Consider the following 13,761-nt stretch of genomic DNA (forward strand, 5'->3'; position numbering starts at 1 on the left):
GCAAACCATCGGCGCGGAAGGGCGCAGGCAGCGCCAGCGCGCTGAGATCGGCGAGGTTGGTGAAATTGGTGTAGGTGCCGAACTGCGAGTTGTAATGCACCGGCTCTTGCTGCATTTCGGCCAGCGTATGGATGGTTGGCGAGGTGGGCACCACCAGCGCATCGAACTGCGCCAGCGTTTGCTGAATCTGGCGCGTCAGTTCGGCGCGCAGGTATTCCGCCTGATAGGCTTCGACTGCGGTGTATTTCAGGCCGCTGCTGACGATGCCGTACACCACCGGATCCATCTCTTCCGGACGATGGATCATCTCGCCCACCGCCACGGTGCGTTCGGCAACCCACGGACCGTAATAGAGCTGCTCGGCGAGTTGATGGAACAGGGAAAAATCGATCGGATGCAGCGTTGCGCCGCCAACCTGCAATTGCTCCAGCGCCGCCAGCCAAGCCGCTTCGGCCTGTTTGTCGCCGAAGAACTCGGGCGTGGCGGGAATGGCGAAATCGGGCTGCGCTTTGAAGCGGGCTGGCGCGGTGTGCGGATTGCTGCGCGAATAGGCATCGCCCGCGTCATAGCCGCCCGCTGCCGTAGCCACCGCGAAGGCATCTTCAACCGTTAACGCGAACACCGAAATGGTGTCATTGAGGCGGCAAGCCGGCACCACGCCGCTGGCGGAGAACCAGCCTTTGGTCGGCTTGAGGCCAACGATGTTGTTGAAACCGGCGGGCACGCGGCCCGAACCGGCGGTGTCGGTGCCGAGTGAGAAGCCCACCAAACCGCGCGCCAACACTGACGCTGAACCGGAGCTGGAGCCGCCGCTGACGTAATCAGGGTTGAAAGTGTTGCTCACCGCGCCAAACGGCGAACGCGTGCCGACTAAGCCGGTGGCGTATTGGTCGAGGTTGGTTTTGCCAATCACCACCGCGCCTGCTGCTTTGAGCTGCGCGACGACAAAGGCATCGGCTTCGGCGGTGTAGGTGAAGGCCGGGCAGGCAGCGCTGGTCGGCCAGCCGGCGACATCGATATTATCTTTTACCGCAAACGGCACGCCAAACAGCGGCAGCGCGGCCGGGTTGCGTTGATAGCTCGCCAGCAGCGGTTCAATTTGTGCCTGCAGCTGCGCGGGCGTGGCGAGATAGAGCCAGGCGTTATCCTGCGCGTCGATGGCGTCGAGATGGGCCGCCAGCAAAGCGGTAATTTGTTGTGGATCCTGTTGGTAACTGCGTTGCCAATCCTGGAGCGTAAAGCCAAAGGTCGATGCCATGAGTGAATTCCAACTGGTATACAAGATGGAATTCAACAGAGCAAAGCGCGTGCCATTTTTGTAAGCGAATGAATGTGTTTAATTTATTGATGTGTAATAAGTTTTTCTGATGATAAATTGCACAATGGCGGCGCAAAGGCTGCGCAATGGCGGTGCGCGAGCGTAAATTTTGTGAAGAACATGGCAAGAGACGGTTGGCCTGGTTAGCATGAAGGATGTCTGGCATGAGCTGGATCGCAGCACTGAGAGGAGAGCGTAATGGAGAAGTGGCGTTACTGGATGCTAGGGATCTGTCTGGTCAGCACGGCCAGCAGCGTATGGGCCGATTCGCTGGATCAGCAGCGACAGCGCTATGCGCAAATAAAGCAAGCCTGGGATAACAAACAGATGGACCAGGTAACGCAGCTGATGCCGACGCTGCAGGATTATCCGCTCTACCCGTATCTGCAATATCGCCTGCTGGCGCAGGACCTCGATCAAGAGACGCCGCTGGCGGTGAAGAACTTTATTCAACAATATCCCACGCTGCCACCGGCGCGCTCGCTCTCAACGCGCTTTGTGAATGTGCTGGCGAACCGCCAGGATTGGCAGGGTGTGCTCAGCTTCAGCCCGGATGAACCCAAGCCGGTGCAGGCGCGCTGTAACTGGTATTACGCCAAGTGGGCCACTGGCCAGCAGCAGGCGGCATTTGCCGGTGCGAAAGAGATTTGGCTGCGCGGCACCGCATTGCCGAACGACTGCGACAAACTGTTCTCGGTATGGCAGGCCAGCGGGCAACTCTCGCCGATTACCATTCTCGAGCGCATTCGTCTGGCGATGAAAGCCGGTAACGACAGCCTGGTGAATTACCTGGCGAAAATGCTGCCGGCGGATTATCAAACCACCGCCAGCGCGCTGATTGCGCTGCAGCAGAATCCGCAAACCGTTACCACCTTTGCCAGCACCATGGGGCCAACCGATTTCACCCGCATGGCGACCAGCTACGCCTTCGCCCGTGTGGCGCGTGAGGATATGGACAACGCGCGCATGATGATCCCACAACTTGTGCAGGCGCAGAAGATGAGCCAGGCCGATGAGCAGGATCTGAAAGAGACCGTGGTGTGGCGCATGATGGGCGCAGATCTCACCAGCGAGCAGGCGCGCTGGCGTGATGCGGTGGTGATGAACAGCGAATCCACCGCGCTGGTGGAGCGCCGCGTACGACTGGCGCTGAGCCAGAACGATCGTCGTGGTCTCAATACCTGGATCGCGCGTTTGCCGGTGGAAGCCAAAGAGAAGGATGAGTGGCAATACTGGCAGGCCGATCTGCTGATTTCACAGGGCCGCAAAGAGGAAGCCAACGATATTCTGCGTAAGCTGATGCAGGCGCGCGGCTTCTATCCAATGGTCGCGGCGCAGCGCTTGGGCGTGGAGTATCCGTTGCAGGTCGATAAGGCACCGGCAGCTGATAGCAGCGTGACGCAAGGTGCGGAAATGGCGCGCGTGCGTGAGCTGATGTATTGGGGATTGGATAACCTGGCGCGCAGTGAATGGGCTAATCTGATCTCCAGCAAAACCCGTTCGCAGCAGCAGATGCTGGCGCGTTACGCTAACGAGCAGGATTGGTGGGATCTCAGCGTGCAGGCCACCATCACCGCGAAAATGTGGGATAGCCTAAAAGAGCGCTTCCCGCTGGCGTGGCAAAATCTGTATCAGCAATACACCAGCGACAAAGGCATTCCGCAGAGTTATGCGATGGCGATTTCGCGTCAGGAGAGCGCGTGGAACCCGAAAGCGCGTTCACCGGTGGGCGCCAGCGGATTGATGCAGGTGATGCCTGGCACAGCGACGCATACCGTGAAGATGTATAACATTCCCGGCTATGTGAACAGCAGCCAGCTGCTGGATCCGCAGACCAATATCCAGATCGGGACGCAGTATCTGGAGTACGTCTATCAGCAGTTTGGTCAGAACCGCATCTTCTCTACGGCCGCCTATAACGCCGGTCCGGGACGCGTGCGCAGCTGGCAGAAAACCAGCGGCGGTAATCTTGATGCGGTGGCGTTTATCGAAACCATTCCGTTCTCAGAAACGCGTGGCTACGTGAAAAACGTGTTGGCCTACGATGCCTATTACCGCTACTTCATGGGCAAGCCGGACAAGATTCTCGCCGAAAGTGAGTGGAATCGCCAGTATTGACTGTGCTATGCTTCCGTACTCGTTAATGAGTACGGAAGCCCTTCATGAGCCAACCCCTTTCTTCCCAGCCGGAACCGGCTCAGCCTGTTGAAGATAACTGGCTGCGTTTTATCGAACTGATGCAAAACGCGTTTGCCGATGGCGTAGCGCTGCCGTTATTACAACTGATGATGACGCCGGATGAACGTGAATCCTACGGGACGCGTTTGCGCATTATTGAAGAGTTGATGAGCGGCGAGATGAGCCAGCGTGAACTGAAGAATGAGTTGGGCGTGGGCATTGCCACCATTACACGTGGCTCTAACAGCCTGAAAGAGGCGCCGCCAGAGCTAAAACGCTGGCTGGAAGCGCGTCTTGGCCGCGATTAACGCTGGCTGTACAGCGGATGCGTGAACGGACATAGCGCCAGAATCAACGCCTGATGGTAGACGCTGGAGCGGCTCAGCAGGCCGTGGGTTAAGGCTCCAATCGCGCCGCCTTTGTGTTTGATATTCTCCACGCCGGTTAAGCGTGCTATCTCATCACCCAATTCATGCCCGGCAGCTAAGCCTGTCACGACAATTGGCGGCAGCGTAAAGCTGGCCGAACGTGATTCCCCGCGCTGCTGCGCGTTTTCAATCACCATCCACGCAAAGGCGCAATCGCCTTCAATGCCCGCTTCAATCGCCACCCAGTAATCGGCCTGTGGACGCGCCTGACGCGCGTTCTCTACCCGCTGGCGTGCGCCAGTTCGCGTTTCAACATCACTAAGTGGCTGGGCTGAGACGCCGCTCTCGACCTCAACCCCTTCGATGTGGCAGGATCCTTCGCCGAAAACGTCGTTGAACGCTTGAGCAATCGCGCGAATTTTTGCCGGGTTGATGGTGGCTGCGACAACATGGTACATAATTGTTTGAACCCTCGAGGCAAATTTGTCGCAGTATAACGGAAATTAAGCATGCTACAGGTCTATCTTGTTCGTCACGGTGAAACGGTATGGAATGCGGCCCGACGCATTCAGGGGCAGTCTGACAGCCCGTTAACGGAAAAAGGTGAGCAGCAGGCGCATCAGGTGGGCGAGCGGGTGAAATCGCTGGGCATTACTCACGTGATAGCCAGCGATTTGGGACGTACGCGGCGTACGGCAGAGATTATCGCCGACGCGTGTGGCTGCACCGTTACGCTCGATGCGCGTCTGCGTGAGCTGAATATGGGCTGCCTGGAACAACGTCCACTCGACGGCTTAACCGAAGAAGAGGAAAACTGGCGTAAAACGCTGGTGGATGGCACTACGGCTGGGCGTATTCCGGGTGGCGAATCGATGGCGGAAATGGCAGCGCGTATGCACGAAGCGCTGAATGCGCTGCTCGAGCTGCCTGCCGGTAGCCGTCCGCTGATTGTCAGCCACGGCATGGCGCTGGGCGTGCTGGTCAGCACCATTCTCGGTTTGCCTGCGCATGCGGAGCGTCGTTTACGTCTGCGTAACTGCTCGATTTCACGCGTGGATCATCAGCAGAGCGCGTGGCTGGCGGCCGGTTGGGTGGTTGAGACGGCGGGGGATGTGTCGCATCTGGATGCGCCTGCGCTGGATGAGTTGCAGCGCTGATCGGACGTTGTAAATAAAGAGGTCGCCATGAATGGCGACCCTACGAAATCGTGCAGTTCTGCGCTAAGGTCGCCATGAATGGCGACCCTACGAACGGATTAATGGTTCTGTGGGCGAATCGGAATCAGGTATTCGCAGCGGATTTCCGTTGGCGGCTCGCTCCGCTTCTTACCACCGTGCGTGAAGAAACGCTCGATGTCCTGTCCCTGACGACGCACTAATCCCAGCGTCGGCATGCAGGTGCCGTACAGCAGCAGGATGAATTCACCCAGCGCGCTGCGCGCACCGTTGTAGGTGAACTGAACATAATCGCCCGCTTCCAACACCACGCTCTGATTCGACTGCATGCTTTTTGCCAGCTGATCGGCAGGCACCGCAGTGGTGTAGAGAATCTCCTGCTCATCATCCTTTTCCTGGCTGGCACGCACCTGATGCAGGCCGTACAGCACCGGCGGCACCGTGTCGGTTTCCAGCAGGAACTGTTTCCAGAAATGCATGCGCATCTCATCGCGGTAGCTGGAAATCTGCTCCAGCGTGCAGGAGTAACTCTGCGTTTGGCCGACCAGCACTGTTTCAGGCAGCGTAACAAACTGCGCTTCCGGAATGCTGTTATCGTCGAGGCGAATCGGTGGGCGAATGCCGAACGAGTTCCACTCCGACGAGCGACGATACCAGGCAGGCGTTTGATTGAACTGCTTTTTAAACGCACGGGTAAAGGTCTGCTGCGAGTCGAAGCGATATTGTAAAGCGATGTCGAGGATGGGGCGGCTGGTCAGGCGTAATGCCACCGCGGCTTTCGACAGCCGACGCGCGCGAATATACGCACCAATCGCGTGGCTGGTTACTTCCTTGAACATCCGCTGCAGATGCCACTTGGAATAGCCTGCTTTCTGCGCAACGTGATCTAATGAAAGCGGTTGATCCAGATGGCTCTCCAGCCAGACAAGCAAATCGCGAATGATACCGGCTTGGTCCATAAAACATCCTCATAACTCTCTGGTGGCGCAACTATGAAGTCGTCGAATAATAGCACGAAATGCACAAAAGCGTGGGGGCGGTTTGCTAATCGAGTGTGCTAAGTCAATGCGGGTTGAAACCCGTTTAGATTTGGTTCTGTGTTCGATTGACAGTACATTACATTCTCATCTATTCGATTGGCAATGGTAACTCAATGACAATAGCTCGTATTCTTATAATCACGTTGGCAACATATGCATTCAGTGCTGGCGTTCAGGCCGAAGAGATCGGCTCAGTTGACACGGTGTTCAAGATATTCGGCCCCGATCATAAGATCGTGGTGGAAGCCTTCGATGACCCGGACGTAAAAAATGTAACCTGTTATATCAGCCGGGCAAAAACCGGCGGTATTAAAGGGGGATTAGGTTTGGCGGAAGACACGTCCGACGCGGCCATCTCCTGTCAACAGGTGGGACCGGTAGAGCTTAGCGAGAAAATCGCACAAGGCAAGGCACAAGGTGAAGTGGTATTCAAAAAGCGCACATCGCTGGTGTTTAAGAAGCTGCAGGTGGTGCGCTTCTTTGACCAGAAACGTCATGCGCTGGTGTACCTAAGCTATTCCGACAAAGTGGTGGATGGATCGCCGAAAAATGCGCTGAGCGCCGTGCCGATTATGCCGTGGCATTAATGCAGACATAAAAAAACGCCCTGACGGGCGTTTTTTTCTTTCAAATCTTAATCCTGCAATTCGCCGCAGAAGCGGTAACCTTCGCCGTGAATAGTGGCAATGATTTCTGGCGTATCTGGCGTGGATTCGAAATGCTTACGGATGCGGCGGATGGTGACATCCACGGTACGGTCATGCGGCTTCAGCTCGCGACCGGTCATCTTCTTCAGCAAGTCACCACGCGTCTGGATTTTGCCAGGATTTTCACAGAAGTGCAGCATGGCACGGAATTCACTGCGCGGCAGCTTGTACTGGTCGCCGTTCGGGCTGATCAGTGAGCGGCTGTTGATATCCAGCTCCCAACCATTAAAGCGATAGCTTTCAACCGTACGGCGCTCTTCGCTTGGCATCGCCAGATTCATGGTACGCGACAGCAAATTGCGTGCACGAATCGTCAACTCACGCGGATTGAACGGTTTGGTGATGTAATCATCGGCACCGATTTCCAGACCGAGGATTTTATCCACTTCATTATCACGGCCGGTCAGGAACATCAGCGCGACGTTTGCTTGCTCACGCAATTCGCGCGCCAACAGCAAACCGTTTTTACCTGGCAGGTTGATATCCATAATCACCAGATTGACGTCATTTTCCGTCAAAACCTGATGCATCTCGGCGCCGTCGGTGGCTTCATAGACCACGTAACCTTCTGCCTCAAAGATACTTTTGAGGGTGTTACGCGTGACCAGTTCGTCTTCAACGATAAGAATGTGCGGGGTCTGCATGTTTCGCTACCTAAAATTTGCCAACAAATCGAAAACAGGGCGTACGTCGGTTACGCTATTTTGCTGCAACCGGTATACGAAATAATCTTCGGAATACACCATCCATCTACGTCAACTTCAGTGTTAGCTCAGCCAGTCAGGATGGATATTTGCACGCCCCGAGGATATCGGACAGGCGCTCATCCTAACCGTATTAACAGCAACCTAACAGCACCAACAACAACCGATAAGCATAAAAACAACGCTTCGTTGACTTATATCAAATGCAAGTGTAGCACGTTAACACTTTTATGAAAAACTTCTCCAGGATTGCTAGTTTAGCTCACAAAATGCAGCATTTTTGCTACATTTATCCCTTATACAGCCAAAACTAAAACACGCAGGAAATTATATTTTAATCATATGAAAGAAAAGGGTTTTATATTAAATAGGTCATATAATTTTGCTTATGCCTGCTAATTTCTACTACAGCTGGATTTATCCCTCTTTTAACATCGTTAACATCTTATTTTCTCTGCTAGCCGCAGTTGGTATTTTCTCTCCTGCATGCCAACATAATGCGAGTTGTTAACAGTTCGATGGAAAAATCATGCATTTCCCCTTAATCCTTGTCTCTCCCGCCCGTCCGGAAAATATCGGCGCGGCTGCCCGCGCCATGAAAACCATGGGTTTTAGTGAGCTGCGTATTGTGGCCAGCGATGCCTGGCAAGATCCGGCAGCACGGCGCGTGGCGCACGGCGCCGGTGAGATTCTCGATAACGTCAAAACCTACGCCACGCTGAGCGAGGCGCTAAAAGATGTTGATTTTTCCGTGGCAACTACCGCGCGCAGCCGTGCGAAATTCCGCTATTACGCCACGCCTGCGCAGGTTGAAAACATCCTGCAGGAGAAGCGCCAATGGCTGAGCCGCATCGCGCTGGTGTTTGGCCGTGAAGACAGTGGCTTAACCAATGAAGAACTGGAGCTGGTCGATCTGTTGACCGGAATCCCGATGGCCAATGATTATCCGTCGCTGAATCTCGGTCAGGCGGTGATGGTGTATTGCTATCAACTGTCAGCGCTCAATCAGATAGCGGCTGAGACTGCGGAAGTGGCGAACGAGCACCAACTGCAGGCATTGCGCCAGCGCTTCCACCAGTTGCTGGTTAAGCTGGATGTGAGTGATGACGTCAAAATGGCGGACTGGATCGATCAGCGTATCGGCCTGCTGGAACAGCGTGACAGCGCCATGCTGCATCGTTTGTTACATGACGTAGAAAAAAAACTTATAGATAATTGCTCGGATAAATCCTGAGTTGCTAGTGACTGATGCGGGAATCCGCCGCATCTCCTGAACGATCGCAATAATTTTTGCTTTATCAAGCGCAGCACTGCGCAGCGCCAGGGATGGCGCGGCTAAGACAAATTCGTTGACTTAACGTGCGCTTTGCTTTACTTCTGGAAGGCAGACGGACAAGACAAAGACAGACAGAAAAAAATCTAAATGCGTAAACTCAGCCTGAACACCACAATTATTATTACCACCACCATTACCACAGGTAACGGTGCGGGCTGACGCATACAGGAAAAACAAAGAAAAAAGCCCGCACCTAAACAGTGCGGGCTTTTTTTTCGGCAAAAATTCAGGAGAGCTTTAACTATGCGAGTGCTGAAATTCGGCGGAACCTCAGTAGCCAATGCGGAACGTTTTCTCCGTGTGGCGGATATTCTGGAAAGCAATGCACAACAGGGACAGGTTGCGACCGTTCTCTCTGCACCAGCAAAAATTACCAATCATCTGGTGGCGATGATTGAGAAAACCATCAGCGGCCTCGACACCTTGCCGAATATCAGTGATGCCGAACGTATTTTTGCCGACCTGCTGCAAGGCTTGCGTGACGCGCAGCCGGGCTTTGATTACGACGGACTGAAAACCCGCGTTGAGCTGGAGTTTGCGCAGCTGAAACAGGTGCTGCACGGCATCAGCCTGCTGGGCCAATGCCCGGACGCCGTTAATGCCGCCATCATCTGTCGTGGCGAGAAGCTATCGATTGCGATTATGGAAGCGCTGCTGCAGGCGCGCGGCCACAAAGTCACCGTGATCGATCCGGTGGAGAAGCTGCTGGCGATTGGTCATTACCTTGAATCCACCGTTGATATCGCCGAATCTACGCGCCGCATCGCCGCCAGCCAGATCCCGGCCGATCACTTTATCCTGATGGCCGGTTTCACCGCCGGGAACGAGAAGGGCGAACTGGTGGTGCTGGGCCGTAACGGCTCTGATTATTCCGCTGCGGTGTTGGCTGCGTGTTTGCGCGCTGACTGTTGTGAAATCTGGACCGATGTTGACGGCGTTTATACCTGCGACCCGCGTCAGGTGCCGGATGCGCGCTTACTGAAATCGATGTCGTATCAGGAAGCAATGGAGCTCTCCTACTTCGGCGCCAAAGTCTTGCATCCGCGTACCATCGCGCCCATCGCCCAGTTCCAGATTCCTTGCCTGATCAAAAACACCGCTAACCCGCAAGCGCCGGGCACCTTAATTGGTGGCGAAGGCGAGTTGGATGAAAATCCGGTGAAAGGCATTACTAACCTGAATAACATGGCGATGTTCAACGTGTCAGGTCCGGGCATGAAAGGCATGGTCGGCATGGCGGCGCGCGTTTTCGCCGCGATGTCACGCACCGGCATTTCAGTGGTGCTGATCACCCAATCCTCTTCGGAATACAGCATTAGCTTCTGCGTACCGCAAAGCGAGCAGGCGCGTGCGCGTCGCGTGCTGGAAGAGGAGTTCTACCTTGAGTTGAAAGATGGTTTGCTCGATCCGCTGGACGTGCTGGAACAGCTGGCGGTAATTTCCGTGGTCGGGGATGGCATGCGCACGCTGCGCGGCATCTCGGCCAAATTCTTCTCGGCGCTGGCGCGTGCCAATATCAATATCGTGGCGATTGCACAGGGTTCTTCTGAGCGTTCCATCTCGGTGGTGGTGAGCAACGATGAAGTCACCACCGGCGTGCGGGTGGTGCATCAGATGCTGTTTGCCACCGATCAGGTAATCGAAGTGTTCGTGGTTGGCGTTGGCGGTGTCGGCGCGGCATTGCTGGATCAGCTGCATCGCCAGCAGACATGGCTGAAACAGAAGCATATCGATCTGCGCGTGTGCGGTATCGCTAACTCGCGTGCGCTATTAACCAACGTACACGGTATCGATCTTAGCAACTGGAAGGCAGAACTGAACGAAGCCAAAGAGCCGTTCAATCTCGGTCGCCTGATGCGTTTGGTGAAGGAGTATCATCTACTGAATCCGGTGATCGTCGATTGTACTTCCAGCCAGGCGGTGGCCGATCAGTATGCCGATTTCCTCGCCGAAGGTTTCCACGTCGTCACGCCGAACAAAAAGGCCAACACCTCGTCGTGGAACTACTACCAGCAGATGCGTGCAGCGGCAGCGAAATCGCGCCGTAAATTCCTGTACGACACCAACGTTGGCGCCGGTTTGCCGGTGATCGAAAACCTGCAAAACCTGATGAACGCCGGTGATGAACTGATCAAGTTCTCCGGTATTCTCTCTGGCTCGCTCTCCTTTATCTTCGGCAAGCTTGATGAAGGCGTTTCGCTGTCTGAAGCGACCAAAATGGCGCGAAAAATGGGCTTTACCGAGCCAGATCCGCGTGACGATCTTTCTGGTACCGATGTGGCGCGTAAGCTGCTGATTTTGGCACGTGAAGCGGGACATCAGCTGGAACTCAGCGATATCGAAATCGAACCGCTGCTGCCCGCCAGTCTGACCGAGATCGCTGACGTTGAGCAGTTTATGGAGCGTCTGCCGGAACTGGATAACGCCTTTGCCGCGCGCGTTGCCAAAGCGCGTGACGAAGGTAAAGTATTACGCTTCGTCGGCGCGATTGAAGAAGGCGGCGTTTGCAAAGTGAAGATTGATGCGGTGGACGGCAACGATCCACTGTACAAAGTGAAAAATGGTGAGAATGCGCTGGCATTCTACAGCCGCTACTATCAGCCCATCCCGCTGGTTCTGCGTGGATATGGTGCAGGGAATGATGTCACAGCAGCAGGCGTGTTTGCTGACCTGCTGCGTACGCTGTCGTGGAAGTTGGGAGTTTGATGATGGTAAAAATTTATGCACCGGCCTCGATAGGTAACGTCAGCGTCGGCTTTGATGTGCTGGGCGCGGCGGTTTCGCCGGTGGATGGTACCTTGTTGGGTGACTGCGTTTCCGTCGAAGCCGCCGACAGCTTCAGCCTGGTAAACTCCGGGCGCTTTGTCAGCAAACTGCCGACCAATCCGCAGGAGAACATCGTTTATCAGTGCTGGGAGCGTTATTGCCAGGCGATTGGTAAACACGTTCCGGTGGCGATGACGTTGGAAAAAAATATGCCGATCGGTTCCGGGCTCGGCTCAAGCGCCTGTTCGGTGGTTGCTGGCTTGATGGCGATGAACGAATTCTGCGGTAAGCCGCTCAACGACACCGAACTGCTGGCGTTGATGGGCGAGCTGGAAGGGCGTATTTCCGGCAGCGTACACTTTGATAATGTTGCACCGTGCTTCCTTGGCGGCGTGCAGCTGATGATTGAAGAGAACGGCATTATCAGTCAGGACGTGCCGTGCTTTGACGAATGGCTGTGGGTGATGGCGTATCCGGGGATTAAAGTCTCCACCGCCGAAGCGCGCGCCATTCTACCGGCACAATACCGCAAAGAGGATGCCATCAAGCATGGTCGCCTGCTGGCGGGCTTTATTCATGCCTGTCATACGCGTCAGCCAGGGCTTGCGGCTAAACTTATGCAGGATGTTATCGCTGAGCCGTATCGCACCAAACTGCTGCCAGGCTTCGCCGATGCGCGTAAAGCGGCACAGGATATTGGCGCGCTGGCCTGCGGTATTTCGGGTTCCGGCCCGACACTTTTCGCTGTTTGCAACGAGATGGCAACGGCACAGCGGATGGCGGACTGGCTAAGCCAGCACTATCTGCAGAATGAAGAAGGTTTCGTCCACATCTGCCGTCTTGATACGGCTGGCGCACGTAAATTGGGATAACGCATGAAACTCTACAACCTTAAGGATCACAACGAGCAGGTTAGTTTTGCTCAAGCCGTGAAACAGGGCCTTGGCTCGCAGCAAGGGCTGTTTTTCCCGCTCGAACTGCCGGAATTCGAACTGACCGATATCGATGCCATGCTGGAGATGGATTTCGTCAGCCGCAGCAGCAAAATTCTCTCTGCCTATATTGGCGATGAAATTGCGGCGCATCAGTTGGCCGAGCGCGTAAAAAACGCCTTTGCTTTCCCGGCGCCAGTGGCAAAGGTCAGCGATGATGTGGCTTGCCTCGAGCTGTTCCACGGCCCAACGCTGGCGTTCAAAGATTTCGGCGGCCGCTTTATGGCGCAGATGCTCTCCTATGTGAGCGGTGCGGATGAGCAGATCACCATTCTGACCGCCACGTCCGGCGATACCGGCGCAGCGGTGGCGCATGCCTTCTACGGCATGGAAAACGTGCGCGTGGTGATTCTCTATCCGCAGGGAAAAATCAGCCCGCTGCAGGAGAAACTGTTCTGTACGCTGGGCGGCAACATCGAAACCATCGCGGTTGAAGGTGATTTCGATGCATGTCAGGCCCTGGTGAAACAGGCGTTTGATGATGAAGAACTGAAGAAGGCGATTGGCCTGAACTCGGCGAACTCGATCAACATCAGCCGTCTGCTGGCGCAAATTTGCTACTACTTCGAAGCGGTAGCGCAGCTGCCACAAGAGAAGCGCAATCAGCTGGTGGTATCGGTGCCGAGCGGCAACTTCGGTGACTTAACGGCGGGTTTGCTGGCGAAATCATTGGGTCTGCCGATCAAGCGCTTTATCGCGGCGACCAATGCGAACGATACCGTGCCACGCTTCCTCGGCAACGGTGCATGGCAGCCAAACGCCACGGTAGCAACGCTGTCGAACGCCATGGATGTCAGCCAGCCAAACAACTGGCCGCGCGTGGAAGAGCTGTTCCGCCGCAAAACCTGGCGTTTGACCGATCTGGCGTACGGCGCGGTGTCTGATGAAACCACCAAATCCACCATGCGCGAGCTGGCGGAGATTGGCTACATCTCTGAACCGCATGCGGCGATTGCTTATCGTCTGCTGCGCGACAACCTGCAGGAGGGCGAATACGGCCTGTTCCTTGGCACCGCGCATCCGGCGAAGTTTAAAGAGAGCGTGGACGAGATTTTAGGTCAGGATCTGCCGCTGCCGAAAGAGCTGGCCGAGCGCGCCGACTTGCCGCTGCTGTCGCACAATCTGAAAGGCGATTTCGCTGAACTGCGCGCGTTTTTGCTGAAGTAAGTGCTCGTTG

At 55.3% G+C, this 13,761-nt stretch carries 13 protein-coding genes and 1 other annotated feature; of the genes, 9 read left to right on the forward strand and 4 right to left on the reverse strand.

The genetic code is table 11. The features are described from left to right. Positions 1–1,258: allophanate hydrolase (gene atzF / locus RTM06_RS21325; protein ID WP_312184639.1), on the reverse strand; the 1,258-nt coding region annotated here is incomplete at its 3' end. A 258-nt stretch (positions 1,259–1,516) separates the two neighbouring features. Here atzF and sltY point away from each other — a divergent pair. Beyond that, positions 1,517–3,436 carry a murein transglycosylase gene (gene sltY, locus RTM06_RS21330; RefSeq protein WP_312184640.1) on the forward strand — a complete coding sequence of 640 codons (1,920 nt, stop codon included), beginning with the start codon at positions 1,517–1,519 and terminating at the stop codon, positions 3,434–3,436. A 44-nt stretch (positions 3,437–3,480) separates the two neighbouring features. Next, a complete protein-coding gene (gene trpR / locus RTM06_RS21335; RefSeq protein WP_312184641.1) occupies positions 3,481–3,804 on the forward strand; it encodes a trp operon repressor in 324 nt (107 codons plus the stop codon). Here the strand turns inward: trpR and yjjX are convergent. Then, positions 3,801–4,322 (reverse strand): inosine/xanthosine triphosphatase, encoded by a 522-nt coding sequence (gene yjjX, locus RTM06_RS21340; protein WP_312184642.1) that lies wholly within the window; start codon positions 4,320–4,322, stop codon positions 3,801–3,803. The genes trpR and yjjX overlap by 4 nt on opposite strands. Before the next feature lie 51 nt (positions 4,323–4,373). Between yjjX and gpmB the strand changes: the two genes are divergently transcribed. Continuing rightward, positions 4,374–5,021 (forward strand): 2,3-diphosphoglycerate-dependent phosphoglycerate mutase GpmB, encoded by a 648-nt coding sequence (gene gpmB, locus RTM06_RS21345; protein ID WP_061718168.1) that lies wholly within the window; start codon positions 4,374–4,376, stop codon positions 5,019–5,021. 98 nt (positions 5,022–5,119) lie between these two features. On the opposite strand, the gene robA is transcribed toward gpmB, so the two are convergent. Further along, the gene (gene robA, locus RTM06_RS21350; protein WP_256698362.1) at positions 5,120–5,998 is read right to left on the reverse strand and encodes an MDR efflux pump AcrAB transcriptional activator RobA; all 879 of its coding nucleotides are present in this window, start codon (positions 5,996–5,998) and stop codon (positions 5,120–5,122) included. 194 nt (positions 5,999–6,192) lie between these two features. Here robA and creA point away from each other — a divergent pair, with 194 nt between their 5' ends. Beyond that, entirely contained in the window at positions 6,193–6,666 is a 474-nt protein-coding gene (creA, locus tag RTM06_RS21355) for a protein CreA (RefSeq protein WP_256698363.1), read from the forward strand. A 47-nt stretch (positions 6,667–6,713) separates the two neighbouring features. Here creA and arcA read toward each other — a convergent pair whose 3' ends face one another. Further along, complete coding sequence (arcA, locus tag RTM06_RS21360) at positions 6,714–7,430, reverse strand: two-component system response regulator ArcA (protein ID WP_008108686.1); 717 nt, start codon at positions 7,428–7,430, stop codon at positions 6,714–6,716. A gap of 589 nt (positions 7,431–8,019) precedes the next feature. Here arcA and RTM06_RS21365 point away from each other — a divergent pair. From RTM06_RS21365 to thrC, 5 genes are all read left to right on the forward strand, one after another. Continuing rightward, positions 8,020–8,724 (forward strand): tRNA/rRNA methyltransferase, encoded by a 705-nt coding sequence (locus RTM06_RS21365; RefSeq protein WP_312184644.1) that lies wholly within the window; start codon positions 8,020–8,022, stop codon positions 8,722–8,724. A 189-nt stretch (positions 8,725–8,913) separates the two neighbouring features. Beyond that, the gene (thrL, locus tag RTM06_RS22805) at positions 8,914–8,985 is read left to right on the forward strand and encodes a thr operon leader peptide (protein ID WP_071531027.1); all 72 of its coding nucleotides are present in this window, start codon (positions 8,914–8,916) and stop codon (positions 8,983–8,985) included. Continuing rightward, positions 8,921–9,043: a sequence feature (Thr leader region), on the forward strand. Its footprint overlaps the gene before it by 65 nt. A 26-nt stretch (positions 9,044–9,069) precedes the next feature. Beyond that, entirely contained in the window at positions 9,070–11,532 is a 2,463-nt protein-coding gene (thrA, locus tag RTM06_RS21370; RefSeq protein ID WP_154154291.1) for a bifunctional aspartate kinase/homoserine dehydrogenase I, read from the forward strand. Between the two features lie 2 nt (positions 11,533–11,534). Then, entirely contained in the window at positions 11,535–12,464 is a 930-nt protein-coding gene (thrB, locus tag RTM06_RS21375) for a homoserine kinase (protein ID WP_312184646.1), read from the forward strand. A gap of 3 nt (positions 12,465–12,467) precedes the next feature. Next, positions 12,468–13,751 (forward strand): threonine synthase, encoded by a 1,284-nt coding sequence (thrC, locus tag RTM06_RS21380; protein ID WP_154154288.1) that lies wholly within the window; start codon positions 12,468–12,470, stop codon positions 13,749–13,751. Positions 13,752–13,761 lie beyond the last annotated feature (10 nt).

The sequence above is a fragment of the Pantoea sp. CTOTU46764 genome (assembly GCF_031974595.1).
In the GTDB taxonomy this organism is placed as follows: domain Bacteria; phylum Pseudomonadota; class Gammaproteobacteria; order Enterobacterales; family Enterobacteriaceae; genus Pantoea; species Pantoea trifolii.